The sequence below is a fragment of the Blautia sp. St.27G3 genome (assembly GCF_059728505.1).
This window is the reverse complement of record NZ_BAAGFO010000003.1, coordinates 302835-329607: the sequence shown is the minus strand read 5'-3', so window position 1 is coordinate 329607 and position 26773 is coordinate 302835. Positions and strand designations below refer to the sequence as shown.

The window sequence follows — 26773 nt, the reverse complement described above, 5'->3', positions numbered from 1 at the left end:
TGACTAAACAGAACATATGTACTATAATTGAAGAAAACAAGAACGAATGTTCGAGAGAGGAAGGTCGTACAGTAATGGAAACAGTCAGTGACGAAAGACACAATTATAAAGAATTTATTGAGTAGGAATGAAACCGCTATGTATGTAAGTATCGTGTATCATACTGATATGGCTCAAATTTCTATGCGCGGTATTATACATGAAATTACTGCACTGTCTAATAAGTTGGTATTTGAAATGTTTGACAATGGAATAGAGGAAGAAATTTCATTGTGTATTAACGACGATTGCATTTACAATTACGACGGTCATAACGTTTTTAGTATTGCTCTCGCTACGAGTGAAAAAATAGAAATAGAATTTTTCTAAAAAGTATATTGACAATTTAGTATAGTCGTGATATAATACAAGCATCAACGAGAGAAACAGCAATACACAACACCATAAACCACATCAACAATCCGCTCCACTCCCACAAAAGATAAAATTAAATATCGGGTTATTAGCTCAGTTGGTTAGAGCATCCGGCTCATAACCGGATGGTCGTAGGTTCGAGTCCTACATGACCCATTTGCCATAAGGCATTACGCAGTTAATAAGGGGCCGTAGCCAAGCGGTAAGGCACAGGACTTTGACTCCTGCAGTCGCTGGTTCGAATCCAGCTGGCCCAGTTTACCTGGCTATTTAACAACTTCCTTCTATATTAAAGTTGGCGGAGATTAGTTGTTAAGCGTTCCAGATTAAAATACTGAGGCTATGCAGCTTCTTCCTTCTAAAAATTCTAGCAATTATATCAGATTAGGAGCTGCGCGTTCCTCAGATATGAAAAGGAGAACAATATGATTTACTTTAATAGTCTCGACATTATGATTCGCAGGAAGAATCAAATCATTGTACTGGTGGACAACCCGTCTACAGACAACAGAAATTATGTAGCAACCATCAATAAAAATATTGAGTCTCTTGGGTACACATTTTCAGATGAGCTATTTTCCGCACTGAGCACAAGTGGCAAGGAGGAGCTGGAGAACTTTTACTTGAACCTTGTGCCGGTGCTAAAAAATATGAGGGGAGCGAACGTAGTATATAGCCCAATGTACCCTAATTTCCCCAAACAGATAATGGAAATGGATGAGACAGAGTTATATTTGAACGCTCTTGTACACTACTGGTCCTACGGTTCTGTCTTACCGGTAACAGAAAAGAATGAAAGATTGCCACTATTCAACGAAGGGAAAATTGAAGTCTTAAATTTTGGTAGGACAGGTGATTTGTTAGAGATCCTTTCAAACTTGGTGCATTCTAAAACTTCGCTGTCTGTAACCGATAAAGAGGACATTAAATACTACATAGACACAATTTATTATCATGGAGTAAATTTGTGTGATTTACAGCATAAGGAAAATGCGGCGTATATATGTGGTTTACTCGTTGGTAAGTTCCAATATAAAGACGTAGGGTATATCCTTAAGAGTAATATGAAAACAGCAACAGATGTTTTACGACTGTGCACAGCATTGTCTGATGGGGATGTAAGTTTAGCAACGAATACTAAGTTTAGAAGTTTTCCAAGAGAACGGAGAAGACTTATCTTGCATTTGCTAAACAGCATCGAGAAGATAGAAGAAGACATGGTTCTATACAAAGAACAATGGAAACGTTTAAGTGAGAAGCTTCATCCTATGGAATATCAGCAGCAGTTCCCGGAAGTTTGCGAAGTATTTAAGAAGCTAAGGGAAAATGAAAAGATACTGACATTCAATGGTAAAGTCGTCAAGAGTATAGAAGATCAGGAATATGACAAGACCATAGATCTGTTAGCTACAAGACCGGGAGAATTAGCTCGTCGCTTGGACTTCCTCTTACGTACAGTAGACGATAAAAATAAGGTTATAACACAGTTCGAACGCATTGCAGATCAAGTGGCAACACCTGTTCTGTGGCAAATCAGAGAGCACTTCCTACATCGTAAAGATGATCAATATAGAGTATTTTTCCCAAAAGGAAATATGGCTCGGTCGTATAACATTCCAAATGAGTTACCAGAAATTGAAGATGGAATTTGCAAATGCGTAAGTAAACTCTGCGAAAGAGCTTTATATAAGCAGTATGCTAAAAAGTCTTTTATGGGCCGGGTGTATATTTCAGAAGCATATAGAAATTATGTGGTTCCATTTAGTCAACGGAGTGCAGCAAAAGCTGCTAAGGCATATACTCGTGGCAGCAGGATCCCTATTGATCCACAGGCAAAAGCTATCAGAGGATTCATATGGTGGACAAACACTATGGATGGAAAACGGGTTGATATAGATCTGTCTGTAAGTTTTTTTAACGAAGCGTGGGAATCTATGGGGTATGTGGATTGGACTAATTTAAGGCATGGATGTTTCAATAGCTGCCATTCCGGAGACATTGTAAATGGAGGGGACCCAAAAGGTAAAGGCGCTGCTGAATTTATAGATGTGGATATTGAAACAGCAATTGAACATTCTGTTAGGTATCTTGTATTTAATGTATATGATTATTCAGGTCATAGATTTAACAATCTACCGAATACCATGTTCGGATGGATGGAGAGACAGGATGTGAACAGCGGCGAAATATTTGAGCCTGCAACAGTTGCTCAAAAAATGGATTTGACAGCAAACACGACGCAGGCAATTCCTGTAATATTTGACTGTGTTACAAGAGAATTTATTTGGTGTGACATGGCAGGAGGACATTGGTTCGGGTCGCGAATAGATAATACATTAACCAGAACTGCAGCTGCGTGCTACTCTGTAGTGCACATGAATAAACCAAATTTATACGACCTGATTAAAATGCATATTCAAGCGAGAGGAGTGGAAGTAGATAATAAAGAAGATGCAGATGTTATTTTTGATATAGACGATGGTATTACACCATATGATACGGAAGTATTTATGGCAGAATACCTTTGAAAGTATAGTGTTGGTAATTATACAATTAAATTATCTTAATAATCTTTCGCTAAGAAAGCCTACAGAATTACCAACACTATACCAGATACTATGTTTCTCATTTGACATCTCCCCTTTTCCTTTTTAATGTTAAAAATTGTGCTGAAGAATCCGAAGATTCTGGACACGCTCAAATAACACGATAAAGTATCTCTGATCTTAATCAGAGTCGGAAGGAGTTCCGAAACACAGTTGTAAGCTTGCAGGTGCGACCTGCTTACTAAGATAAATAATTGCCGAACTTCATGAAACATTATATATGGAAAAGGTGGAAATGTCAAATTAGAATATATTTTGGATGTATACTGTTTGGGGTATTGTAATCTCTAATTACACTGCTCATCGTGAGAGTTTTACATATTTAATAACCCCAAACAGTATACAAGATATGATGTGTCTCATATGACATCTCCCCTTTCTAATTGCAAATATGATTCCGTTGAGGGCAAGCTCAACGAAATGAGTTGTAATTACGTCTCTGACCACAGTCAGAACAGGAAGTAGTGTCGAAACACAACTTTGTAAAACTTCAGGTATGACCTGACAATGTAAAAAGAATATTACCAAATTGATGACGGAGATATTATAACTCAACGAATAAGAGATGTCAAATGATGATATATTTCGGGCTATTTGTAGTCTTCCTTCTAATTGATAAATAAAACATATGATGGTTTTAGACTACGAGCTTTCCCGAAGCAACTAATTTTGGTGGCTATGTGCCCGCTTCCTTCTATTAAAGATGCTTATGATATAATAACATAGCAGGCACGCTAACCACCATATCTTATAGCTGTTCAGCTAAAATTTCCCCAGATAAAAAGTGAAAATGGAAATTAAAAACGTGCTTTGTTTTTAAGCAGGTTCGATTCCTGCGCTCACTATTTATACGGAAGTATAAAAAATAACAAGAAAGGAAGAAAAAAATGAAAAACAGAGATGCACCGGAGGTGAGATATTGAATCCAGTATTTATATTGTTAGTTGTCTGTGCACTGGTAGTCTTATGGTTCTTGCTGGCATTTTTATTCAAGCCAATAGGATGGTTAGTAAAAAGAATTTTTAAAGACGCAGTAGACGAAATGAAAGATGAGGAAGAAGGAGAGAAAACAAAGAATGAATAAAGGTAAAATTGGAGGAATTTTCCTCGCATTGGTATTAGGAGTAGGAGCTATTTGTGCTTACAAATGCATCGAGCGTATCCCGGCAGGTTATGTAGGAGTGGTATATAGTCCTTCAGGTGGTGTAGCAGGAGAAGTGCTGCAGCAGGGATGGAATTTTGTGTCGCCAATGAAAAAGGTTACAACATATTCTATTGGTATTGAGCAGTCTTATTTGACTTCTGAAGACAAGGGAGATAGTCCGAAGGATGAAAGCTTTAAAACACCGACAGCAGATGGAAAATCTCTGATGGTTGATTTGGAATTTTCTTACAGATTTGATCCAGACCAAGTGACTAAGGTATTTACGCAGTTTAAAGGATTATCTGGTAAAGATGTAAAGAACACTTTTATTAAGCCTAAAATGATTGCCTGGACACAGGAAGTAACGGCTAAATACCCTGTGACAGATGTGTTTGGCGATAAGCGGCAAGAGCTGAATGAAGCTTTGGATGTATATCTGAAAGGTAAATTCGACCCATATGGAATTATTATCGACACGGTCAACTTTACAAATATTTCTACAGATGAAGAGACCCAGGCTGCTATTCAGAAGAAGGTAAACGCTCAGCAGGAACTTGAACTGGCTCGCATTGAGAAGAGCACGGCAGAGGTACAGGCTAACAAAGATAAAGAGGTAGCGCTGATTGCTGCTGAAAGAGATAAAGAAGCTGCCACAATTCAGGCAGAACAGGCAAGGATTGCAGCAGAAGGTAAGGCTGAAGCTCGTAAGATTGCAGCGGATGCAGAAGCAGAAGCAAATAAGAAGATCGCAGAATCGCTTACCCCAGAGCTGATTGATAAACTTAGAATTGATAAATGGAATGGAGATGTTCCGAAGGTTCAGTCTGGTGCTGGGAGCGCAACTATTGTAGATGTCGGGGATCTTGCAAATACTCAGGAATAATTTTTTAGCTATGTGTGGTGTCACAGCCACATATAGTTTTTCAACAAAATGAAAGGAAGGATAGCAATGAAAACAATTAACATTGGTAACAGGTATGAAATTTATGATGATTCGTTGAAGACTTATAAGCAACTTCCAGCTCAGTCTTATGTTGTGAGATTTTCAAAAATGTCAGGATTTTTTTTGGGGCAATATCACGACATTAGCATAGCGGAAGAAAAAATATATGGCGTGCATAATGAAAAGGTAACAAAGGTTTTAAATACTTTTGAGACGATGGAAAGGAATCTGGGTGTCATCTTAAGTGGTGATAAGGGGATCGGAAAGTCTTTATTTGCTAAGATGCTTGCCATTAGTGCTATAGGTAAGGGGATCCCGGTTGTCGTTGTAGATAAGTTTTATCCGGGGATTTCTTCCTATCTGGAACAGATTGACCAGGAAGTTCTGATCCTCTTTGATGAATTCGATAAAACCTTTGGTACTGTGCAGCAAGCAGATAACGAGGCAGATCCGCAATCAACGCTTTTGGGGTTGTTTGATGGGATAGTGGAAGGGAAAAAACTGTTTGTAATCACATGTAATAAGATTACCAAATTGAATGATTTTTTATTGAATCGTCCAGGGAGATTTCATTACCATTTTAGATTTAATTATCCTAACGGAGATGAGATAAGGACTTATTTACAAGATAAAGTAGAAGAAACTTACTGGGAAGAAATTGATGCGGTTGTTCGATTCTCTAAAAGGGTTAAGCTTAATTATGACTGTCTACGGTCCATTGCTTTTGAACTGAATACGGGTATTACATTTAACGAAGCAATTAAGGATTTGAATATTTTGAATATAGGAAAAGAACAATATCGGCTTATATTATGTTTGAATGACGGCACTGAAATTATCCAACCGGGCGTGGAAATTGACTTATTTGATAAGACAGGGCACTTTTACAAGTGGATTGGACGGGGAGAGCAATCAGTTTTAGTCTCGTTCAATATAGAAGATGTAGTATATAACGATTATGATGATACTCTGTTAGTTCCACAAGAATGTATCGGGGTAAGTTACGATGAAGATGAGGATGATGGAGGTTTTTCCAAACACGTCAAAGAAACGGGAATAGCTAATTTGACAATGGTTATGGAATCGCCAAGAACATATCACTATGGAGCATTTTAAAGACGTAAATACAAAATAAGAAAGGACAAAGAATTATGGAAAACAACAATATTTTAAAAAAGGTAAAAGATTATGCAACAAAGACAGCAATTGCAGTAACTGCGTATATTATTTTGAAAGATACATTAAAATATGTATTCCGGGCTATTAAAGAGTATGACGAAAAGAGAACTTTGGAAGATATTTTTGAGGAGGAATAGTCATGGAAGAGCGGCTTATGATCACTCAGCATTGCGCTGAACGCTATGCTGAGAGGATTATGTCGCGTGACACTAAGGCAGATATTGCTGTGTACGTTGCGCAGAATAAAGAGAAAATCGAAGAGAATATCAATAAGTTATATGAATACAGCGAGTTAATTTATTCAGGTGTACTGAAAGATAAGAATCCGGTAAATGTTCATTTGAATGGTACATGGGTCCTTCTGGTAAATAAGGACAAGGCAAAAGCAATCACAATGTACAAGATTGATTTTGGACTTGGCGAAGAGTTTAATAAGACTTTTATTGAGCAGATGATGAACAAAATTAACGGTACAAGAGAAGTATATTGTGATGCTTTAAAAGCAACGGAAGAAAAGAAAAATGAATATAAGGATATTATAGCGTCATTGATTGATCAGGCAAATGAATATCGCAGGTTGGCTAAATCTATGGATGAGCAGGCGAAAAATTACACAGAAGTAGTAAAACATCTGGATGATGAAATCTTTGAAGTGGAAGATGCTTACCGTACTAGTGTAATGGACCTGGTGTGCAAAAAAGAATTTTAGGAGGAAGAGTAAATAATGAGTAAACCAATTTTTATAATGACAGTAGGTATTCCAGGCTCAGGAAAATCTATATGGGCTTCAGAACTGGAAAATGTAGTTGTAATTTCTTCGGATGACATTAGAAAAGAACTGTTCGGTGCAGATGATAAGGAGTGTAACGGAGAAGAAAATGCAAAGGTATTTTCTGTAGCTTCACACAGAGTAAAAAAATACCTGAAGCGCGGAAGAAACGTCGTACTTGATGCTACCAACTTAAATAAAAAACGTAGGATTGTCTTTCTGAAGGATTTGAAGGAACAGGGGATTGATTGCTATAAACAGTGCGAACTTTTTATGACAAGCTATGAAATTTGCATGGAGCAGAACAAGAAAAGAGAGCGCGTTGTACCGGATAAGGACATGTATAAGCTGTTGTCTGGCTTCCAGCCGCCGCATAAAAGTGAGGGATGGGATGCCATTGAAGTAAGATATAAAGCAAACTACTCAGAATACAACTTGGCTGCACTATTGAATCGGTGTAAAGGTTTTGATCAGGAAAATAAACATCATGCATTGGATCTGGCTTCTCATTTGTTTGCAACGGAAGCTTATGTGTCAGAACGGACGAGTGATCCTATTGTAAGAATGGCTGCGCTTTTGCACGACATTGGGAAACTTAAGACTAAGGTGGTTGATGCAGCAGGTGAGGCACATTATTATCAGCATCATTGCGTGGGTGCATATGATACGCTCTTATGTATGGGTAGTATTGTCTATGATACGTACAAGAATAAGGGAATTCAGCTTGTCGGGGAGGATAAGGGCTTAGATGTAGCTAATCTTGTGTATTATCACATGTGCCCGTATATGGCCTGGAGTCAGTCTGAAAAGGCAAAAAGAAAAGATAGAGAGCTTCTTGGAGAAGAAATGTTTAATAAGATTATGCTGCTCCATGAAGCAGACGAGGAGGCGCATAATGCAACCGAATAAGTACGAATTCTTTATACCCTGCTGGTGTGGGTGTGGTAACGGACTTATCATTACAAAAGATGATGACGAAGTATGGATTCATGTTGTGGAATTTAAATACTATGCTGAGCAAAGAGGATTAGGAAGAAGGTTTATCGAGAAATGTAAACGGTTATGGTTTGTGTTGTCTGGAAAGGAATATTCATTATTTGAACCGAGTTTAGCAGACGAGACATTAGAGAATTTTAAGAAGTTTGTTAATAGCTTGTAGAGTTAGTTGCATGGAGTATGGGAGGATTGCCCTCCCAGCATAAATGGCGCTTATGTTATTTTCCTCTTTCTTCATTTACGAACATACCCCAAGTGCGCCGCCGTTCATCTGTAAAATCATTGTCATATAGTTAATCATTTTTATCATTTCAAGTATCTCCATATTCCATTTAATTTCAACGTTTTTGAAAATTTTACGTGTCCATGTAATGGTTAAGGAGGATATGATCACCATAAGGATTGAGGAAATTAACATCATATCTTACAATTTGATGATATATGATTCGGGGGTGCTGTCAAGTACAGATGAACAACGGCGTGTTTTAAGGAAAAGAAGCAAAATCTATGAGGAGGATAAGGAAGGAGATAAAGTTATTGTCTAATTTATTGTTAGTTGCAATTATGTTATGTGTAATTATTAATATTGGTTGTTTGAGTGTTGTAAGTGATTGTAAAAATAGATTACATAAAGCCCAACAAGAAGCAATTCGTGATCAACAAGCGTATGATCGGCTTTGCCAGCTGTACTTAAAGAATATTAAGTCAACAAGTAGAATCGTTCCAAGTAACACGTTAGAAGCAATTAGGTATGCTATGAAATGCGCTCATCCTGATAATGGTGGCAAGGCAGAGGATTTTATAAAATACCAAAAATGCTATGAGGAGTTGAAAAATCTATGAGTAATGATTTTGATGAATATGAAGATGATGATTATTGCTATGAATGTGGTGGCTACGGTAATGATTATTATATAAATGAAAATGGCGAGCTGATATGCGCGTGTGATGGGTGCGCATATGGTTGGTATAGTGATTGGGATTAGTAGGAAGGGAGATTTATATAACAATGGCTGAATTGGGTGAATTGATAGACATAGTAGCATTAGTATGTTTTACGATCATAATGGTAAGTTGGATTAAGCATTTCAATAATTAAGAATTAAGAGACAACCAAAGCAAAGAGAAGGAGATAAAAAGGCAATGGATACAAGTGAACTTGCCAAAAGAATGAAACTTTATGAATCAGTTCCTAATAATGTTTTGATGAAAAGAACACCTGTAATTTTAAGATTAGACGGAAAAGCATTTCATACTTTTACAAAAGGTTTTCATAGACCATTTGACACAGTATTGGTAGAAAGTATGCAAGATACAATGAAGTATTTATGTGAGAATGTTCAAGGGTGTGTTTTAGGATATCATCAGTCAGATGAGATCACGTTAGTGCTGATTGACTATAAAAAGCTAAATTCTGCCGCATGGCTCGACTATAAGGTAGACAAAATGTGTAGCATTGCTGCTAGTATGGCCACATTAGCATTCAATCGGGCTTTCAAGGAGCGTGCAGAACAAGCCATTAAAGAGTGTCAAGAATATGAAGCTGATTTTGATGATGAACTTGAAGATCTTCCCAAGATAAAGGCAGCTTACGAGAAAGCGATATACAATGGTGCATTGTTTGATTGTCGGGCTTTTAATATACCAAAAGAAGAGGTGACAAATTGCATTTACTGGCGGCAATTAGATGCGATCAGGAATTCTATCCAGTCAACTGGACAAGCCCATTTCAGCCATAAGGAGTTACTGAACAAAACTTGTGATGATATAAAACGGATGTTACTGGAACAAAAATCAATAAATTGGGATTATCTACCAACAAGTCTTAAGCGTGGGGATTGCTGCATTAAAACAGAAACTTTTATTGCAGACCAATATGGCGAAGAGTTGCAAGATATATGCGGAACAGGGGAACCAATGAACGGTTTTACTAGACGAGCGTGGGAGATTGATACAGAAATTCCGATATTCAAAGATAATGACAGAAGTTATATTGATGAACTGGTTTGGATTGTGTAAGAAGGTATCACAAACACGAAACATAAAAAAGGTATAAAAATGTGTAATTTTAAATCGGGGATTATTTTAAGGAACAAGGTTGTTTTAGCACCAGAAGGAAATGAAAGTCATTCAGACTTGTTAGAGAGTCTTAGAATTGCAGATACTCATATGAATGCATCAAAGACATTTGTAAGAGCTGAGTTAATTCCTAAAAATAATGATAAAACAACAGATGTAAAAGACTGGAAATATAAAGTTGATCAGGATATCGTACCTGATTGGTATGAAAAAGATCCAGATAGATACGAACAAGAATTTAGAAATGCAGTTGAAGAATACATGAATGAGTGGAGAAAACGGTTCAAATTCATTTGTGGGTATTATTGGACAAGTGTACAGGATGGAGATTATACATATTATTTTATGAATGGTATTCTTAAAAAGTCTGAGTTTGGCAGAACAAATAATTATGCAGAGTCTTATGTACGTAATGAGCTTGTCAATAGTGAGTTAGCCGAATCTTTAAAGAAAGAATTTGGAGATAAATTACTTCCTATTTCGCTGGATTTGACATCAATGGATGGATTTAAGGATTATGATATGGTAGAAGGAGACATTCTCGCAATTCCTAATATTCAGTTGTTAATGAAATTCGGAGAAAACATTCCATTGATTGATAACTGGTATTGGCTTGCTACACCTAATCAGACACCCAAAAGAGGAGATACCCGTTGTGTTCAGTACGTCAGCTCCTGTGGTGGTGTGGGCTGCGGCAGCTGTGATTGCGACGGGGGTGTGCGCCCGTTTTTTATCGTTCAATCTTAGATATTTGAAACTAATAACAATATACAGCGCAAGGGAAGGAGATTAAATTATGGAATTTACAGAAATGAGAGGCAAATTGATGGAACACTTTAATGAAATGGTAGAAGATGTAGACCATTTATTTGAAGTAGCAGTGGATAAGGATGAGTTGTGGAATCTGTACCTTGATAGTTTTCCAGCAGGAACCAATGAGATTTACAGAGAGCGTAGGGAACATGATTGTAGCTGCTGTCGCCAGTTCATTAAAACAATCGGAAATGCTGTTGTGATTAGAAATAACCAGATTACAACGATTTGGGATTTTAGAACAGATGATAGTACATACCAGCCAGTGTTGGATGCTTTGTCTAATTTTATCAAGTTACATGTTGTATCAGATATTTATGTGAGTAAGTTCAAGAAAATCGGTACTTTGCAGAATTATGAAGAATTAGAAAATGGCAAAGTGAAGGAATGGTCGCATTTTTATATAGAATTACCTGATAGGTTTGTAGACAGAAGTAGCCGGTCAGAAGGCGATATTAAAGGTAGCTTTAGGGACACAAGGAATGTATTCAAGCGTTCTCTTGATGAGATTACAATGGATGCTATTGATACAATTTTGGAACTTATCAATTCCAATACTCTTTACAAGGGGGAAGAGTGGAAGGGTGTACTTGGTGAGTTTAAGAAATATAAGAGGAAATATGATAAACTCACTTCCGATGTCGCAAGAGATAATTATGCATGGGAACAGTCGGTAAAGGCAGGTATTGTTATTGGACGGATCAGAAATCACAGTATTGGAACATTGCTTGTCAATGTAAGTGAAGAGATGGATTTAGACACGGCAGTTAAGAAATATGAACAGATTGTAGCACCTGCAAATTACAAACGTCCAAAGGCAATTTACACAAAGAAGATGCTTGAAGACGCAAAGAAGACTATCACAGAACTTGGATATTTAGATTCTTTGCAGAGAAGATTCGCAAATTTAGATGACATTACAGTAAACAATATTTTGTTCTCTAATAGAGATGCTGCTAAGAGAATTGCCGGTGCAGATGATATTTTTGGAGAAATGGAAAAGGAGGTTGCTGTAAATCCGAGAAAGTTCTCTAAGGTTGAGGAGATTTGTGCTACAGATTTTATTGAAAAGGTTATTCCGACTGCGAAAGAAGTTGAAGTATTCGTAGAAAATAAGCATGATAAGAATTTTGTATCTATGATTGCTCCTTACAATAAGGATGCAAGGACAATGTTTAAATGGAATAATGGATTGAGTTGGGCATACACAGGGAATATTACCGATTCTGACATGAAACAGAATGTAAAAGCTGCTGGTGGCAATGTAGATGGCGTGCTTAGATTTTCTATCCAGTGGAATGAGAGTGGTAAAGATAATAGCGATCTTGATGCGCACTGTATTGAGCCGAATGGCCATAAAATCTTTTTTGGCTCAGATAGAAAACCGAAGATGTCTTCTATGGGTGGACAGCTTGATATTGATATTACTCATCCTAACAGTCAGATGCCAGGAAAAGCATCAGTTGAAAACATCACATGGTTAGATAAGTCACGAATGAAGCCAGGAGTATACAAATTCTTTGTGCATCCATTTGCGGCAAGAGGATCTAAAGGATTTAGGGCAGAAGTGGAGTTTGACGGAGAAATCTATTCATTTGAATACAATCATCCTGTTAGAGGAAGTGTACAGGTTGCAGAAGTAACTATGGATAGAAATGGTAATTTCACTATCAAAGAAAAACTTTCAGGTAGTTCTACAATTTCAAGTAGAAATATTTGGGGGGTGAACACAAACCAGTTTGTTCCTGTTTCTGTTATTAGTTATAGTCCCAATTATTTTGATGGGCAGGATGGTATTGGGCATAGACATTTGTTCTTCTTTTTAAAGGATTGTGTAAATACGGAAGAGCCGAATGGATATTACAATGAATTTTTGAAGAAGGAACTAGCAGAACACAAGAGAGTATTTGAAGCTCTTGGAGCAAAGTGTCATGTGGAAGATACAGACGATCAGCTTTCCGGAATTGGTTTCAGTATGACTAAGAGAGCAGAACTGATTGTTAAGGTAAAAGGTGCAACGGAAAGAATCATGAAGGTAAAATTTTAATCAGAAAAGGAGAAAGAGATTATGGCAGTAGAAAACATTTTTGAGTACGCAACAAGGAATAAGGTGCGTTTTTCATTCAGAGGGGTGATTTCAGTCGAGGATTTATGGGATTTATCGCTTGCTAATTTAGATTCCATTTATAAGGAACTAAATAAGCAGTCAAAACAGTCCGAAGAGGAAAGTCTTTTAAATATTAGGACCCAGGAAGATGAACTCCTGAATGTGCAGATTGCTATTGTAAAACATATTGTATCTGTAAAATTGGCAGAAAAAGAAGCAAGAGAAAAGGCATCAGCAAAGAAAGCACAGAAGCAGAAGATTATGTCTATCATTGCAGCAAAGCAGGATGAGGCATTGCAGAACAGTTCCATTGATGAGTTACAGAAGATGCTTGATGAACTGGATGGTTGATTAACCAGTAGTCAGCATATGGTCATGTGATAGATAAAACTGTCGCATGGCCAACGTAATCAAAAGGCAACTTATGCGGTAAGGAGAGAACCGAAAAATGGAAATAGGATTTTATCACGGAGCATTATGCGACAGCTATTAGCAACAGGCAAATGAGCAAGGGTTTACCCTTGGTGATGAAGCAGAATTGTTTGACAAAATCGGATACGTTTATAATCTATTGCGGATACATGGATATTTAACGGATAGTCAGGCAGATATGATTTGTAGAAAGATTCAGAAAAATCTTGCAAAGTCAGCTAAGAGGATAAGAGAAAGTGAGGATTGACAGAATGAACATTAACGAACAGGTGCATTATTTGAGAAGTTTAGCGGCAGATCAAACACCGGAAGCCTTGTATGAAGTATTTAGTGCATTAAATGAAGCTGCTGACACCATAGAAGCATTATCCGCCAAGCTGCAAGAGAAACAAGTCAAGATGGACGGGCTACCATGTAATCCCGGGGAAAAAGTATGGTGCGTAGTACGAAATGAGGACGAGGATTATACAGATTATTCAGGATACTTATTCGTTGGTGTGTGTAAAGATTACGCGCTGGTGTGTCCAAAATATATTATGTGTGAATCTTTTGAGGATCAGTTAGATGAGATGTATGAAGACGCAATAGGATATATGCATTCGGACATTGTAATGATTAAACGAGAAGATGTCTATATGACGGAGGACGAGGCAAAAGCAGGAGTTGGAAGAGTATAGCAATTCGGAGAGATAAATGAATGAAGTAATAAATAATATATTGAAAGTTGTTATTGTTATAGCATTTTTTGCAATGGTTATTTATTCCGATGTGAAATATGAAAGTGAATGTATATATAAGACTGAGACAGTTATAGGGATCGTAACAGATAAGGAAGAGGATAGACTTTTATCTTGTGCAAAACCTATTATATGCAGAACAGTTTATAACACGGAGGTCACTCTGTCAGACGGTGTAAAAACATTTTTTTCTGAAGAAGAAATATATGACGTACACGAAATTGGAGATCGGATACTGATTGAAGTAGAACGTAAATACCATAACGGCGAACTAGTAGGAATCAACTATAAAACAGTTGATAGTAAACGAGGTGATTAAATGGGAGTAATGACATGGATAAAAGAAAATTTTACAAGATTTCCTAAAGGGTGCCAAACTGGTAATGAATCGAACTGGATGCTGAAAGATAATTGTCCGTGCTGTATAGCAAACCCAATAGAATACTTAAGTAATGCTAAGTATCATAGTAAATATCCTCCAAAAAATAAATTAAGATTTGGAAGGATAAGTATATACTTGTGTGATTTTCATTTGAATAAGTTGATGAAAATAGACCAAATAGAAGAAAAAATATTTGACATACAAGACCAACTCATGCACACATCTGATTATGATCTAAAAACAATGCTGAGATGTAAAATGTACGGTTTAGAAGAATCTTTAGAAATCTTAAAATCTATCTCATAAATCCATAAAATAATATAAAATTTAATAGAGGTGGAAATTGAAATTACAACAGAGTATTAATAATTTATATAGATGTGATCTGACTAAAGAGTTGGATGACATATCTGAAATTTCTAAACATCATTATTATAAAGCGTTTTGTCATTATGTATTAGTAGAAGAATGGTGTAAAAATAAAAAACATTTTCCTATTAGAGTTCCTGGTGGAACAGTTGGATGGATTTATTTTGATGGTAATAATATCATTACAAAGATAGTGATTGACACAAATTATGTCGTAAAGGAATATCCAGTTAATGTGAATGAGTTAATTAAAAGGTTTGTTGGAGAAGCAATAGAATGGTAACAAGATTATAAGATGTTTAATAGGAGGAGATATATGAATCAGGATAAGATAGAAGAAGGCATGTTAATGTCACAAGAAGGCATGTTATCAAATCGAATTAATATTCAGGTATTATTACAACTTCTTGTTGAAAAAGGTATCGTTACGAGAGAAGAAGTAGCCAGTAAAAGAGAATATGTAAGTAAACAACCAATATACAAAAATTCTTTGGATGGAATACATAATTTACAAAATAATAATTATAATAATCAATTATTTTCGCAAGAATTTAAGAAATATTTACAAAGTGAAGGTAAAGAAGGAGACATTGATTTCATAAAAAGCAATTTGGGCATTTAGATATCAATTGAAATAAATCTTTCAAAGAAAGAGAAATAGTAAATATAAAAACGAAAGGAGTAAGAGGTTTGCTGGCCAGCATTAAAGACTGTCTTTACTCCAATATGTAATTGAGAGAAAAAGTAAAATTAACAGCAAATATTTTGTTTTCTGGTATTGGATGCCAGGAACGAGGATTCAGAGACTCGGGATTATTTGATATAGAAGTATTACATACATCAGATATAAATAAAGAGTCAGTTTTGTCGTATGCAGCTATTCATTGCGGAATGACAAATGAAATGGTTGATACATATACAGATTATCCTTCAAGAGAGGAGATGGCACAATACCTTACGGATATTAATTTAGGATATGAACCAGAAAAGAAAAAAGGCGAAAAGGAATTTGATTGGTTTAAATTAGTAAAAAGAAAGAATAAAGATTTAGAAAAATATTGGTTAGCTTGTAAGCTGACGAATAATCTTGGAGACATTACAAAAATTGAAGATTTACCATATGCAGATTTTTGGACGGTTAGTTTTCCTTGCCAGTCGATTTCTGTTGCCGGCAAGATGAAAGGATTAAAACCAGATAGCGGTACAAGAAGTAGTCTACTATGGGATAACATTAGACTTCTAAGTAAAGCAAAAGAAAATAATAAACTTCCAAAATACATAATGTTTGAGAATGTTAAAAATCTCGTTAGCAAGAAGTTTATTGACGATTTCAATGATTTATTAGAAGTGCTGGATGAACTGGGTTTCAATTCTTATTGGTCAGTGATTAATGGGAAAGACTGCGGAGTTCCTCAATCAAGAGAAAGAGTATTTGTGATTTCAATCCGAAAGGATATTGACAAAGGTAATTATACATTTCCTGAACCGTTTGACGCAGGCATTCGTTTGAAAGATGTTTTAGAGGATAAGGTTGATAAAAAGTATTATCTACCAGATGAGAAAGTTCAAGAATTTCTAAAAACTATTGATTTATCACAGTTTTGTGAGACTGACAATGAACTTCACCAGTTAGGATATTTCAATAATTACAATGGAGATGCAAACAGAATATATTCAGATAATGTTGCTAGGACTTTAAAATCTGAAGCTGGAGGAGCAAAAACTGGGTGGTATACAACGAAGAATGATATTTTAAAAGTTGGACAGCTTAGTTCATCACAAGATGGAATTGTAGTTTCTCCAGAAGGAGTGTCTAAAACACACACAGCAGGACATAATAATACGCCTAAAATTATATGTGGTATAGATAAGTCTGTGAATGAACTACAGGTGCTTGAAAATGCAAATTGTATTACAGCAAGAGAAGACCGAGGTGTAAGTAATAGAAAAGCGGAAGGTACTGCTATTTTGGAAACTCCAGATATCTCATATTGCTTAGATGCAAATTATTGGAAAGGAACAACACTAGGACAATACATAAACAAGAAAAGAAGACAATTAATTTTTGAAGACATATCTAAGTTTATAAGAATTCGTAAACTGACTCCAAGAGAGTGCTGGACACTCATGGGTCTGACATTTAAAGATTGTGACAAGGCCGCTGAACTAGGTGTAGCTGATACTCATCTATATAAACAAGCTGGAAATGGAATAATTACAAATTGCTGCGCATTGTTGGCGGAGCATTTATATAAAGCACAATATGACAATACATATATTTGTACCGATGAGAGGTATCAAGGAAATTTTATCAAGCCACAAGCGGAGTAAATCCTGCTTGTGGCGAAGAAGTAATATGTATTGATGATACACAAGGTTTTGATGGTGTTAGATTTTACAAAGATTATGTTCCAACATTGCGAAGTCAAAGAAGCGGATTAAAAGTTGCTTGTATTAAAGATAAAGAATATTTAGATATTTGTATCAACGATAGAGGAAAGGTAAATAAAAAACCACAGATAACATATGGGCATTCGCCAACACTTGTTTCTGAATTTCATGGGAATTTACCAAAAGTTGTTGAGGTAAGAGGTGCCACTATGCGTGGTAGGTACAATTCAGATGGAAAAACAGAACAGAAAATAGAAGTAAGAGATGATGAGTTGTCTAATGCAATTACAACTGTACAGAAAGACTCGTTAATTGTAGAAAATAAGTCTTGGTTAGAAAAGAAATATACAGAGTTTTATGAGAAATATGGTTATATTCCAGAATATTTTGTTCCATATAACGGAACTGAATGTAAAGATTATGCACCGACTTTAACTGCAAATTCTAATACAAGTCCAACACATTCTGGGACGGTTTTAATTATGGAGATTGGCAAAGAAAAGAAGTCTTAAAACCCACGTTTCAAGTAGCATTAAAGAATAAATTATTGGAGGGATTATGATGATAAAACATTGGTATAAAGTAAAAGGCATAGTGTCTACTGGTAAGAATAGTGGATTAAAATTTGAGGGAACTTGTATTGCATATGATATTGTTTCTGCTATTCAATTATTTCGAGATAATGGATTTTCTGTACATACGGTTCCGTGTAGAGAGCAGGTAAATGCCAAAACTGAAATTGGAATAGAAAATATACATTATATGCGGAAGTAAGCGGTCTTGAAATCTGCGATTTATTGGGAGGTGAAATATGAATCAGAAATATATCAATATGTCTGTAAAAGATATTATTAGATTGATTGAAAAGAAGGATAATAGAATCACTGAGTTGGAAGAAAAATTAAAAGAAATGAGCGATAACATTAGAGTTCTTGGTAATCAAAATCGTAAACTAAAGAGAAATAATGAAAGATATCAGGAGCGATTAACAGAAGTTTTATATAAAGGTAAGATTAAAAATTGCACAACCTGTAAAAATAATGTTGAATTTCCATCTCCTCATACTTGTGATATTTGTACCAGTTTGGATTAGTAAGAAGAATTTCTGGTAAAGTGAAATCAGAATTGGTAAAACTTCAATGGCTGGGAGTGATTACAAAAGATCCACATTTTAAACCTGTGTTTAAAGTTATTGTATTTGAAGAATGTAGATAAGAAAGGGTTAATATGAATTTAGTTGATTTTCATGTGACGGAGATTATTAGCGAAGAAAGAGATAAGGTCTGGAAGTTATTTGGAATGTCCGAAAAGGAATTAGAGAAAGAAAAGTCAGAAGCAAAGAATACATTATTTGAGCAAGGATGGATTGAACATTTATTATCTGATGGTTTAAAGCAGAAATACAAGTACTGGGACGATGGGGGTGAATTTGTTGGAGAAGAAATATTTAATCTGACAAGAGGTGATGTTCCGTATTTTGTAGGATATGTAGGACAACATTAGAGATTATGAGGGTTATAGAATGAATATTGAACAGATTAAAGAAAAATTGAAAGCAAGTGAGTATGACTTCCTGAGAGAAGATAAGAATTTGGGCAGCAATATTATTCTCTTGACTCTCGGAGGGAGTCACGCCTATGGAACCAATATAGAAGGAAGCGATGTTGATATTAGAGGGTGTGCATTGAACAGCAAGGTTGAGTTATTGACGAACGTGAATTTTGAACAGTTCATTGATAATGAAACTGACACTGTGGTGTATTCCTTTAATAAGCTGATTTCTTTGCTGACAAATTGTAATCCAAATACGATCGAGATTCTCGGATGCAGGAAGCAGGATTATCTGTATCTGTCACCTGTTGGTGAGGAGGTGTTGCAGAATCGTAAATTGTTTTTATCTAAGAAAGCAGTGAATTCTTTTAGCGGGTATGCAAATCAGCAGCTTAGGCGTTTAGACAACAAAGCGATAAGGGTGGTGGAACAGGGCAGAAGGGAAAATCACATTTTAAATAGTATTAACAATGCTATTTATAGTTTCAAAGACAGGTATTTTAATTTTTCTGATGACATGATTCGGTTGTATATAGGTAAGTCTGATAGAGATGATATGGATACAGAAATATTTATAGACGCTAACTTTACCCATTATCCACTTAGAGATTATAAGGGGATGTTAGGTGAAATGAATAATATTGTCAAAGATTACAACAAAATAGGCAAAAGAAATAAACACGCAGTAGAGCATGAGAAACTCGGCAAGCATATGATGCATTTGATCCGGTTGTATATGATGTGCTTGGACATCCTCGAAAAGGAAGAGATTATTACTTATAGAGAAAATGAGCATGATCTCCTAATGGATATCAGGAATGAAAAATATCTTGATTCAAATTATCAGCCAATTTCAGAGTTCTACGAAATGGTAGATGATTTTGAAAAGAAGATGGAGTATGCAAAACAAAATACGAGCTTGCCTCAGTCTCCAGACTATAAGGCAATTCAAGAGTTTCAAATGTCGGTAAATGAAAGAATTATTCAGGGGATTTTGTAGCAGAAAGGAAGGATAAAATATATGAAGTGTTTTTATCATGGAGATGCAGATGGTATTACAGCCGGATTCTGGGTTAGATATTATACTAAGGATACCAATGCAAATGATTATATTGAGATTAATTATGGCAAGGAATTCCCGTTTGATCTGATTGGGAAAGACGAAGAAGTATACATTGTAGACTACTCAATTTCGCTGCAAGAAATGGAGAAGTTGTTGGAGATTACAAGCAATGTAATCTGGATTGACCATCACAAGACAGCGATTGAAAAGTATAAAGATTTCCCAAGGGAGATTAAAGGTTTGCGGTATGATGGCGTGGCCGGTTGTATTCTGACATGGATGTATTTTAATGGGTATAGTGAACCAGGAGATGAAGTGGAACGTGGAGTGCCTACATTTACCAGGTACATAGGTGACTATGATATATGGGAATTTAAATATGGTGATGATACAAGACATTTCCATATGGCATTTAATGCACAGAATTATACACCTACAGATGAAAGAATGATGGGCTTGCTACGATTTCCTATAGTAAAAGCAATGTGTGCTGACGGTGCAGTAATGGGGCAGTATAAGCAAAGCTGGTCAAAAAATTATTGCAAAGTTTATGGGTTTGAGAAAGATTTTGAAGGTTATAAGGCTTATGTAATTAACCTTGGTTTCGCTGGTAGCGATAGCTTTATAGGGGTAGACGTAGATAAGTACGACCTGCTTATAAGTTGTGTATATGACGGCCAAAAATGGAAGTATAGCTTGCGTTCTGAGAAGATTGATGTAAGCGAAATTGCTTTGAAATATGGCGGTGGAGGACATAAGGGAGCTGCCGGATTTGTAAATGATAAATTTCTGTTTTAGGGGGGTATATGAGCAAAAAAAGAAAATAACTCCTCGGAAGCAGGTCGCAGGGTGGATGGAAGAAGATTCTATACCAACTAATGAAGAGAATATCACGCTTATGTTCGATAAGGTGAACTATTATCAAAGAAGTATGAAGTTAGATTTAAGATTCGCATATTTGATTGCGTGCATAGTATATAAAAACAATCAAGCAGGACAATTCTTGGAAGAAAAAACGACCGAGGAATAACTAATCTACAGGATGCCTGACTTAAGGGAAGTATAAGATGGTTCGAATCCATAGGTATCCGTTACCGATAATCAAGCTTAGTATTAGTGGCAGCAAGAGCTTGGTTAAAAAACTAATACACTTTCTGCCAGAGTGTATGCAGTAATTTCAAGTTTCAGTAGGTTTATGAATTACGTAAAATTACTATCAAAACCTGTGATGGTAGATAGGTCGGTTAACGTACCAATGGTCCCGGAATAAATTAATAAAAAACGTGAGTATGGTCAAGCGATTGTGAAAGCAACTGGGGATCCAGTTATGGGGGATAAACTTTTAGGAAGAAGAACTAAAAGAAGTTCATAAGAGAACTGGTCAAGCGTAGCGAACTTGATTGAATGTATTAATTAGTTTAAAGTTTAGGTGACGTGAATTGAGTTAAAAATCGTCGTATAAGTGAATGCGTTGAAAGATTCTGCCTAAACGCTGCTCTGTAGCTCAGCCGGTTAGAGCGCCTGATTTTGGAACAGGGGGTCGGTGGTTCAATTCCACCCAGAGTAGTTTTTATAAAATGAAAAGGAGAGAACGTATATGAGTAGAACTTTAATTGTGGTTGATGTACAGAACGATTTCGTGACTGGATCTTTAGGTACTAAAGAAGCACAGGCGATCATTCCAAATGTACAAAAGAAAATTCAGGAATATGTTTCAAGGGGAGATCAGATCATCTTTACTAGAGACACTCATTTTGAGAATTATTTGGAGACGAACGAAGGGAAACATTTACCGGTTGAACATTGTATTCTTGGAACAGAAGGATGGCTAATTGTACAAGGTCTAGTTCCGGAAGGATATCCGGTTGGATATATTAATAAAGAAACTTTTGGATATGATAGATGGTGTGATAAGCACTTCTCAGATGAAATAGAACTTATTGGACTTTGCACAGATATTTGTGTCATTTCTAATGCTTTAATTCTTAAAGCGATGTTCCCTAAAAATACAATTATAGTAGATGCAAGTTGTTGTGCTGGAGTGACTCCAGAGAAGCATGAGGCTGCATTAGAAGTAATGAAGTCTTGCCAAATGGAAGTTATCGGAGAATAAAGGAGGAGCGTTTATGATTAGAGTAAATGAAACGGAAATTAACGTTAATTATTATCCAGATGACACGCAGATGATACGGATTGAGCCAAGTGTTATAAAGGAGGCCGGAAAGAATATAGTAACATGGAATTACGAAACAGACGAAGAAATGGTTACATTGCTTTATGTGTCTGATTGGCTTGGAGACGCAAAGGATATATTGTATATGCCATATATTCCTAATGCAAGAATGGACAGAGTGAAAAACGGAAATGAAGTATTTACTTTGAAGTCATTTTGCAAGTTTATTAATTCGCTCGGTTACAAAAAAGTATGCGTACTTGATCCGCACAGTGATGTGCCTGTGGCTTTATTGGACAATGTAGAGTGTATACAGCCCGATGATCTAATTCATCGTACTATTGAGCGGATCAATGATGAAGATTTAGTAATTTTTTTCCCAGATAGTGGAGCAGTTAAGAGATATAGTGGAATGATTGATAAGCCATATTGTTACGGCGTAAAAAATCGTGACTGGAAAAGCGGGAAAATTTTAAGCTTGAATGTGGTTGACAATGGGATTGATCTAAAAGGGAAAAATGTACTAATAGTCGATGATATTTGTTCAAGAGGAGGAACTTTCTATTACTCAGCCAAACAGCTACAGAGCTGTGGAGCAAATAAAATTTATTTGTACATAACACATTGCGAAAATACGATCGAAGATGGAAACTTATTGCATGATAATGGATTGATAGAAAGAATTTACACAACGGATTCTATTTATTCATTGAATCATAGAAAAGTGGAGGTATGGCCGGTATGAATAACATTAATCCAATGCTGTTAATAGATTTTTATAAGGCGGTACATGCAGAAATGCTACCTGAAGGAATTACCAAGTCTGTATCATACTTTACACCAAGGATGAGCAGAGTGAAACAATGGGATCACGTGGTCATGTTCGGTTTACAGGGGTTTATTAAGACTTATCTCATTGACTATTTTAATAAGGAATTTTTTAATCGGCCTTTTGATGAGGTGATTGCAGAGTACAAGAGAATTCTCGATAACACTCTTGGAGAAGGTGTATATAAGATTGACAAAATTGAAAAACTGCATCAGCTGGGATATCTGCCGATTGAAATTGTAGCTTTACCAGAAGGGACAAGAGTTCCTATGCATGTTCCGATGTTTGGTATTACTAATACGCATCCAGACTTTGCATGGCTTCCACAGAGTTTAGAGAGTCTGATCTCAGCAGAAAGCTGGCATCCGATGATTGCTGCAACTGTAGGGTATGCATACCGTCAAATAGTAAACGAGTATTATGATATGACATGCGACGATGATGTATCCCGTACTAAGGCTCTTGGAGCATTTGATTTCAGAGGAGAAGAGTGTACAGAATCAGCTATAAAGGCCGGTGCAGGATGGTGTCTGAGCTTCTTAAACACGGCTACAGTGCCGACTATTCCCTACCTAGAGCAGAACTACAACTGTGATTGTACGAGGGAACCTGTGGCACTTGGAAGCCCTAGTACGGAGCATTCTGTAATGTGTAGCAACTATGCCGTAGACGGAGATGAGATTACATTGCTGAGAAGGTTATTAACGGAAATTTATCCAAATACAAGCTTCTCGGTAGTATTAGATTCTTATGATTACTGGAATGTGATTCACAATATCCTTCCACAGCTGAAAGATGAAATAATGGCACACAATGGGTGTATGCTGATGCGAGGAGACAGCGGGGATTGCGTAGAGGTAGTAACGGAAACAGTATTTGCTTTATGGGATATGTTTGGAGGAACAATGAACAGCAAGGGATATAAAGTCCTTGATCCACATGTTAAAGCCATTTACGGAGATTCCATTACAGTGCAGCGTTGTGAAGAGATATACCAGATTTTGAAAGATAACGGATTTGCTTGCTCTAATGTAGCGCTTGGTGTTGGATCCTTTTCATTTCAGTGTATTGAGGAAGATGGAGAGCTAAAACCATTTACAAGAGATACGTTTTCTTCTTGCATTAAAGCAACGTATTGCGAGATTAGCGGTAAGCCGACAAATATTTTTAAGAATCCGAAAGATGGAGGATTTAAGAAATCTCAGAGGGGCTGCTGTTTAGTGAGCAGAGATAGCAAGGGAGATCTTGTATATCATGATGAGCTGACATGGGATGAGACAATGAACAAAGAAAATTTATTGCAGCCGGTATTTCGTAATGGTGAGTTATTGAAAGAAGATACGCTTGCTAATATCAGAGATAGGCTACATAATGGCAATTTCGATAAGACAGACTACTATCTGTCGGAGAAGAACTGCTACGAAAGACTTAAGTAGGAGTTTATGAAGTATGGCAAATTGATCTTCTGTGTGGATTTTTGATGATACCTTGTATGATTTTCATAATAATGGATGGGAATATACAAGTGTAATTAATTTTTTTTTGAAACGTTGGGAGAAATATTCGGAGGTTATTATCTTTACTGGTAATGGCGAGGAGAAGTATCCAGAGATAGAGCGTTATCTGAATGAAAAAGGTATTAAGTATGTAGGAATCAACTGTGATAGTTCTATTAAGGTAAAAGGTTGTAAGGTATATGCAAATGTGTATCTTGATGATAGGAGAGGTTTGCCTTTTATGTACAAGATGTTGAACAAATTAATTAAAGAGATTGAAGAGGTGCAAAAATGAATGAATTTGATGCAAAGAAAGTAAAAAACGAAATTGTGCAATGGATCAGAGAATTTTTTGATAAGAACGGACCGGGATGTACTGCAGTTGTAGGTATTTCAGGCGGTAAAGACAGTACAATTGTTGCTGCGCTTTGTGTAGAAGCGCTTGGAGAAGACCGTGTATTTGGAGCTATGATGCCGAATGTAGCTGATAGGGATATCGAAACTGCTTATGAGGTAGTGCGGTACTTAGGGATTGACTCCTGTGAAATCAACATAGGTGATGCAGTCAATGCATTAGTAAGCGAAATTCAGGACAAGGAAGAGCTTCCGTTTTCCATCCAATCTAGCATTAATCTTCCACCGAGAATCAGAATGGCTACGTTGTACGCTGTCAGCCAAAGTATGAACGGACGTGTAGCAAATACTTCTAACCTATCAGAAGATTGGGTTGGATATTGTACACGGTACGGTGATAGCGTTGGAGACTTTGCTCCATTGGCTAAGCTTACTGTTGCAGAAGTGAAACAGATTGGTTATGCATTAGGACTGCCAAAAGAGTTTATTGAAAAAGCTCCTTCTGATGGGCTATGCGGCGAGACGGATGAAGATCGTTTTGGTTTCTCTTACGAGGTCTTGGATCGGTATATTAGAACTGGAGAAATTCATAATGAGGAAATTAAAAATAAAATTGATCATTTGCATCACCAAAATCTCTTTAAATTATTGCCTATGCCTACTTTTTTATATAGAGGGGAAGTAAGCGCATGAACGTAGTTTTTTGGGTAGATGATGTGAGAGAACCGCCAAATTTTGATAATTATGTATGGTGTAAGAGCGTGAATGCGGCAAAGACAAAAATTATAGAACTTGATCAGCTTAACATGGCGATACATAATTGGGGACCTTATATAGAAAGAATTAATATTCGTTATATAGACATCGACCATGATGCGGGAGATTATGCAGCAGATGGCGGGGACTATATTGAATTACTTAAATGGTTTGAGAAGACAGGGCGAAGTTATCCAATACATATACATTCCATGAATCCAGTTGGCATACAGAATATGCGTCGGATTATAAAACATAATAATTGGAGTGAGGTAAGATAAAATGTATAAACAAATTATTATCGCGAGGAAAGATTTAAACATGAGTCCGGGAAAGCTTGCTGCACAAGTGAGCCATGGTAGCATGGCATTCTTGGCACAAAAAATACGTGATCATGCATGTACTTCATGTATATGGAACAAGAAAACAAAAGCACATGAAGTGTGGGGATATGCCTATGAAGATTTTTATGATAAAGATCTTTTTGAACAATGGATTAACGGGGGTTTTACAAAGGTAAACTTAGAAGCGAAAACTAAAGATCGGTTACTCAAAGCTAAAACAATGGCAGAGGATTTAGGATTGCAAGAAGGCGAGGATTTCTTTTTAATATATGATGCTTGCAACACTGAGCTTTATCCAGAAGAAGAGAACAAAACTACACTCACCTGTATAGGTTTTAAACCGATGGATTCTGATTTTATAGATCAAATCGGTAAGAAATATCAATTATATAAATAGTAAAGGAGACAAAATATTATGGCAAGTAAAGCAGGAAAGAACAAAAAGAAATGTGAGCAGTATAGAATGTCAGGCAGACATGAAATTAATAAAGCAAAGAAGCAGGCGCGTCATAAAAAGCGGCTCGAAAAATTCGCACGGAGAAGAGAGGCTGGTCTTACATATGTTTACCAGAAAGGGAATGCAGAAAGAAAATTGAATGATGCAATGGAGCGCGGAGAGGATATAAATTATGATCCAGTCCATGGCATCTGGTTGTCAAATTATAAAAGTGACAAGGCAAATCGTACACACTATGCTTGTTGGAAATCTGTATGTGCAAAGTTGCAGAATGAAATCAATAAGATTGAAGAAGAAAAGAAAGCACTAATGATGAATACAGGAAAGTGCAGACATAGAAAAGCAAAAATGGTAGTTGCTTCCGCGTAGTAAATGGGGCGCTCTAAAAA

34 protein-coding genes and 3 tRNA genes are annotated in these 26773 nt (G+C 36.4%); all 37 read left to right on the top strand.

The features are described from left to right. The first annotated feature begins 496 nt into the window (after positions 1–496). Positions 497–570, top strand: a tRNA-Ile gene (locus AC6I2O_RS15575). Positions 571–599: 29 nt separating this feature from the next. Beyond that, positions 600–670, top strand: a tRNA-Gln gene (locus AC6I2O_RS15570). Positions 671–839: 169 nt separating this feature from the next. Next, a complete protein-coding gene (locus tag AC6I2O_RS15565) occupies positions 840–2942 on the top strand; it encodes a TerD family protein (protein ID WP_497743180.1) in 2103 nt (700 codons plus the stop codon). Positions 2943–3939: 997 nt separating this feature from the next. After that, on the top strand, positions 3940–4104 hold the full coding sequence (locus AC6I2O_RS15560; RefSeq protein ID WP_497743179.1) for a hypothetical protein: 165 nt from the start codon (positions 3940–3942) through the stop codon (positions 4102–4104). Next, positions 4097–5047 carry a prohibitin family protein gene (locus tag AC6I2O_RS15555; protein WP_497743178.1) on the top strand — a complete coding sequence of 317 codons (951 nt, stop codon included), beginning with the start codon at positions 4097–4099 and terminating at the stop codon, positions 5045–5047. Before AC6I2O_RS15560 ends, AC6I2O_RS15555 begins: the two co-directional genes overlap by 8 nt. Positions 5048–5113: 66 nt before the next feature. After that, a complete protein-coding gene (locus AC6I2O_RS15550) occupies positions 5114–6223 on the top strand; it encodes an AAA family ATPase (protein WP_497743177.1) in 1110 nt (369 codons plus the stop codon). Positions 6224–6258: 35 nt separating this feature from the next. After that, the gene (locus AC6I2O_RS15545; RefSeq protein WP_497743176.1) at positions 6259–6423 is read left to right on the top strand and encodes a hypothetical protein; all 165 of its coding nucleotides are present in this window, start codon (positions 6259–6261) and stop codon (positions 6421–6423) included. 2 nt (positions 6424–6425) lie between these two features. Beyond that, the gene (locus AC6I2O_RS15540) at positions 6426–6995 is read left to right on the top strand and encodes a hypothetical protein (RefSeq protein WP_497743175.1); all 570 of its coding nucleotides are present in this window, start codon (positions 6426–6428) and stop codon (positions 6993–6995) included. Positions 6996–7010: 15 nt separating this feature from the next. Next, positions 7011–7964: an AAA family ATPase gene (locus AC6I2O_RS15535; RefSeq protein ID WP_497743174.1), complete on the top strand. Its 954-nt coding sequence runs from the start codon at positions 7011–7013 to the stop codon at positions 7962–7964. After that, positions 7951–8214, top strand: a complete 264-nt coding sequence (locus AC6I2O_RS15530; RefSeq protein WP_497743173.1) for a hypothetical protein — start codon at positions 7951–7953, stop codon at positions 8212–8214. The genes AC6I2O_RS15535 and AC6I2O_RS15530 overlap by 14 nt, the downstream gene beginning before the upstream one ends. 374 nt (positions 8215–8588) lie before the next feature. Beyond that, positions 8589–8894 (top strand): hypothetical protein, encoded by a 306-nt coding sequence (locus AC6I2O_RS15525; protein ID WP_497743172.1) that lies wholly within the window; start codon positions 8589–8591, stop codon positions 8892–8894. After that, a complete protein-coding gene (locus tag AC6I2O_RS15520) occupies positions 8891–9037 on the top strand; it encodes a hypothetical protein (RefSeq protein WP_497743171.1) in 147 nt (48 codons plus the stop codon). Before AC6I2O_RS15525 ends, AC6I2O_RS15520 begins: the two co-directional genes overlap by 4 nt. A gap of 157 nt (positions 9038–9194) precedes the next feature. Beyond that, positions 9195–10070, top strand: coding sequence for a tRNA(His) guanylyltransferase Thg1 family protein (locus AC6I2O_RS15515; RefSeq protein ID WP_497743170.1), 876 nt, complete (start codon positions 9195–9197; stop codon positions 10068–10070). 39 nt (positions 10071–10109) lie between these two features. Next, positions 10110–10877 (top strand): hypothetical protein, encoded by a 768-nt coding sequence (locus tag AC6I2O_RS15510; protein WP_497743169.1) that lies wholly within the window; start codon positions 10110–10112, stop codon positions 10875–10877. 49 nt (positions 10878–10926) lie between these two features. Further along, positions 10927–12990 (top strand): DUF8224 domain-containing phage-derived protein, encoded by a 2064-nt coding sequence (locus tag AC6I2O_RS15505; RefSeq protein ID WP_497743168.1) that lies wholly within the window; start codon positions 10927–10929, stop codon positions 12988–12990. Between the two features lie 21 nt (positions 12991–13011). Beyond that, on the top strand, positions 13012–13401 hold the full coding sequence (locus tag AC6I2O_RS15500; protein WP_497743167.1) for a hypothetical protein: 390 nt from the start codon (positions 13012–13014) through the stop codon (positions 13399–13401). Between the two features lie 317 nt (positions 13402–13718). Beyond that, complete coding sequence (locus tag AC6I2O_RS15495) at positions 13719–14159, top strand: hypothetical protein (RefSeq protein WP_497743166.1); 441 nt, start codon at positions 13719–13721, stop codon at positions 14157–14159. A gap of 16 nt (positions 14160–14175) precedes the next feature. After that, positions 14176–14538, top strand: coding sequence for a hypothetical protein (locus tag AC6I2O_RS15490; protein WP_497743165.1), 363 nt, complete (start codon positions 14176–14178; stop codon positions 14536–14538). After that, positions 14539–14907: a hypothetical protein gene (locus AC6I2O_RS15485; protein ID WP_497743164.1), complete on the top strand. Its 369-nt coding sequence runs from the start codon at positions 14539–14541 to the stop codon at positions 14905–14907. A gap of 37 nt (positions 14908–14944) precedes the next feature. Further along, a complete protein-coding gene (locus AC6I2O_RS15480; RefSeq protein WP_497743163.1) occupies positions 14945–15253 on the top strand; it encodes a hypothetical protein in 309 nt (102 codons plus the stop codon). 33 nt (positions 15254–15286) lie between these two features. After that, a complete protein-coding gene (locus AC6I2O_RS15475) occupies positions 15287–15592 on the top strand; it encodes a hypothetical protein (protein WP_497743162.1) in 306 nt (101 codons plus the stop codon). Positions 15593–15702: 110 nt separating this feature from the next. Then, a complete protein-coding gene (dcm, locus tag AC6I2O_RS15470) occupies positions 15703–17301 on the top strand; it encodes a DNA (cytosine-5-)-methyltransferase (protein WP_497743161.1) in 1599 nt (532 codons plus the stop codon). An 86-nt stretch (positions 17302–17387) separates the two neighbouring features. Continuing rightward, entirely contained in the window at positions 17388–17873 is a 486-nt protein-coding gene (locus tag AC6I2O_RS15465; protein ID WP_497743160.1) for a hypothetical protein, read from the top strand. Positions 17874–17919: 46 nt separating this feature from the next. Then, on the top strand, positions 17920–18135 hold the full coding sequence (locus AC6I2O_RS15460) for a hypothetical protein (protein ID WP_497743159.1): 216 nt from the start codon (positions 17920–17922) through the stop codon (positions 18133–18135). A 37-nt stretch (positions 18136–18172) separates the two neighbouring features. Continuing rightward, positions 18173–18454 carry a hypothetical protein gene (locus AC6I2O_RS15455; RefSeq protein ID WP_497743158.1) on the top strand — a complete coding sequence of 94 codons (282 nt, stop codon included), beginning with the start codon at positions 18173–18175 and terminating at the stop codon, positions 18452–18454. Between the two features lie 134 nt (positions 18455–18588). Then, complete coding sequence (locus tag AC6I2O_RS15450) at positions 18589–18864, top strand: hypothetical protein (RefSeq protein WP_497743157.1); 276 nt, start codon at positions 18589–18591, stop codon at positions 18862–18864. A gap of 19 nt (positions 18865–18883) precedes the next feature. Then, the gene (locus tag AC6I2O_RS15445) at positions 18884–19912 is read left to right on the top strand and encodes a DNA polymerase beta superfamily protein (protein ID WP_497743156.1); all 1029 of its coding nucleotides are present in this window, start codon (positions 18884–18886) and stop codon (positions 19910–19912) included. Between the two features lie 21 nt (positions 19913–19933). Next, positions 19934–20773 carry a DHHA1 domain-containing protein gene (locus tag AC6I2O_RS15440; protein ID WP_497743155.1) on the top strand — a complete coding sequence of 280 codons (840 nt, stop codon included), beginning with the start codon at positions 19934–19936 and terminating at the stop codon, positions 20771–20773. 695 nt (positions 20774–21468) lie between these two features. Continuing rightward, positions 21469–21542: transfer RNA gene (locus AC6I2O_RS15435), tRNA-Gln, on the top strand. Between the two features lie 30 nt (positions 21543–21572). After that, positions 21573–22088 (top strand): cysteine hydrolase family protein, encoded by a 516-nt coding sequence (locus tag AC6I2O_RS15430; protein WP_497743154.1) that lies wholly within the window; start codon positions 21573–21575, stop codon positions 22086–22088. A 13-nt stretch (positions 22089–22101) separates the two neighbouring features. Next, positions 22102–22893, top strand: a complete 792-nt coding sequence (gene prs / locus AC6I2O_RS15425; protein WP_497743153.1) for a ribose-phosphate diphosphokinase — start codon at positions 22102–22104, stop codon at positions 22891–22893. Then, positions 22890–24413, top strand: a complete 1524-nt coding sequence (locus tag AC6I2O_RS15420; protein ID WP_497743152.1) for a nicotinate phosphoribosyltransferase — start codon at positions 22890–22892, stop codon at positions 24411–24413. Before prs ends, AC6I2O_RS15420 begins: the two co-directional genes overlap by 4 nt. Before the next feature lie 31 nt (positions 24414–24444). Next, positions 24445–24768, top strand: coding sequence for a hypothetical protein (locus AC6I2O_RS15415; RefSeq protein ID WP_497743151.1), 324 nt, complete (start codon positions 24445–24447; stop codon positions 24766–24768). Beyond that, positions 24765–25520, top strand: coding sequence for an NAD(+) synthase (nadE, locus tag AC6I2O_RS15410; protein WP_497743150.1), 756 nt, complete (start codon positions 24765–24767; stop codon positions 25518–25520). The genes AC6I2O_RS15415 and nadE overlap by 4 nt, the downstream gene beginning before the upstream one ends. Continuing rightward, positions 25517–25864, top strand: a complete 348-nt coding sequence (locus tag AC6I2O_RS15405; protein WP_497743149.1) for a cyclic-phosphate processing receiver domain-containing protein — start codon at positions 25517–25519, stop codon at positions 25862–25864. The genes nadE and AC6I2O_RS15405 overlap by 4 nt, the downstream gene beginning before the upstream one ends. 1 nt (position 25865) lies before the next feature. Next, positions 25866–26324: a peptidyl-tRNA hydrolase gene (locus AC6I2O_RS15400; protein WP_497743148.1), complete on the top strand. Its 459-nt coding sequence runs from the start codon at positions 25866–25868 to the stop codon at positions 26322–26324. Positions 26325–26342: 18 nt separating this feature from the next. Further along, entirely contained in the window at positions 26343–26753 is a 411-nt protein-coding gene (locus AC6I2O_RS15395) for a hypothetical protein (protein WP_497743147.1), read from the top strand. Positions 26754–26773: the final 20 nt, after the last annotated feature.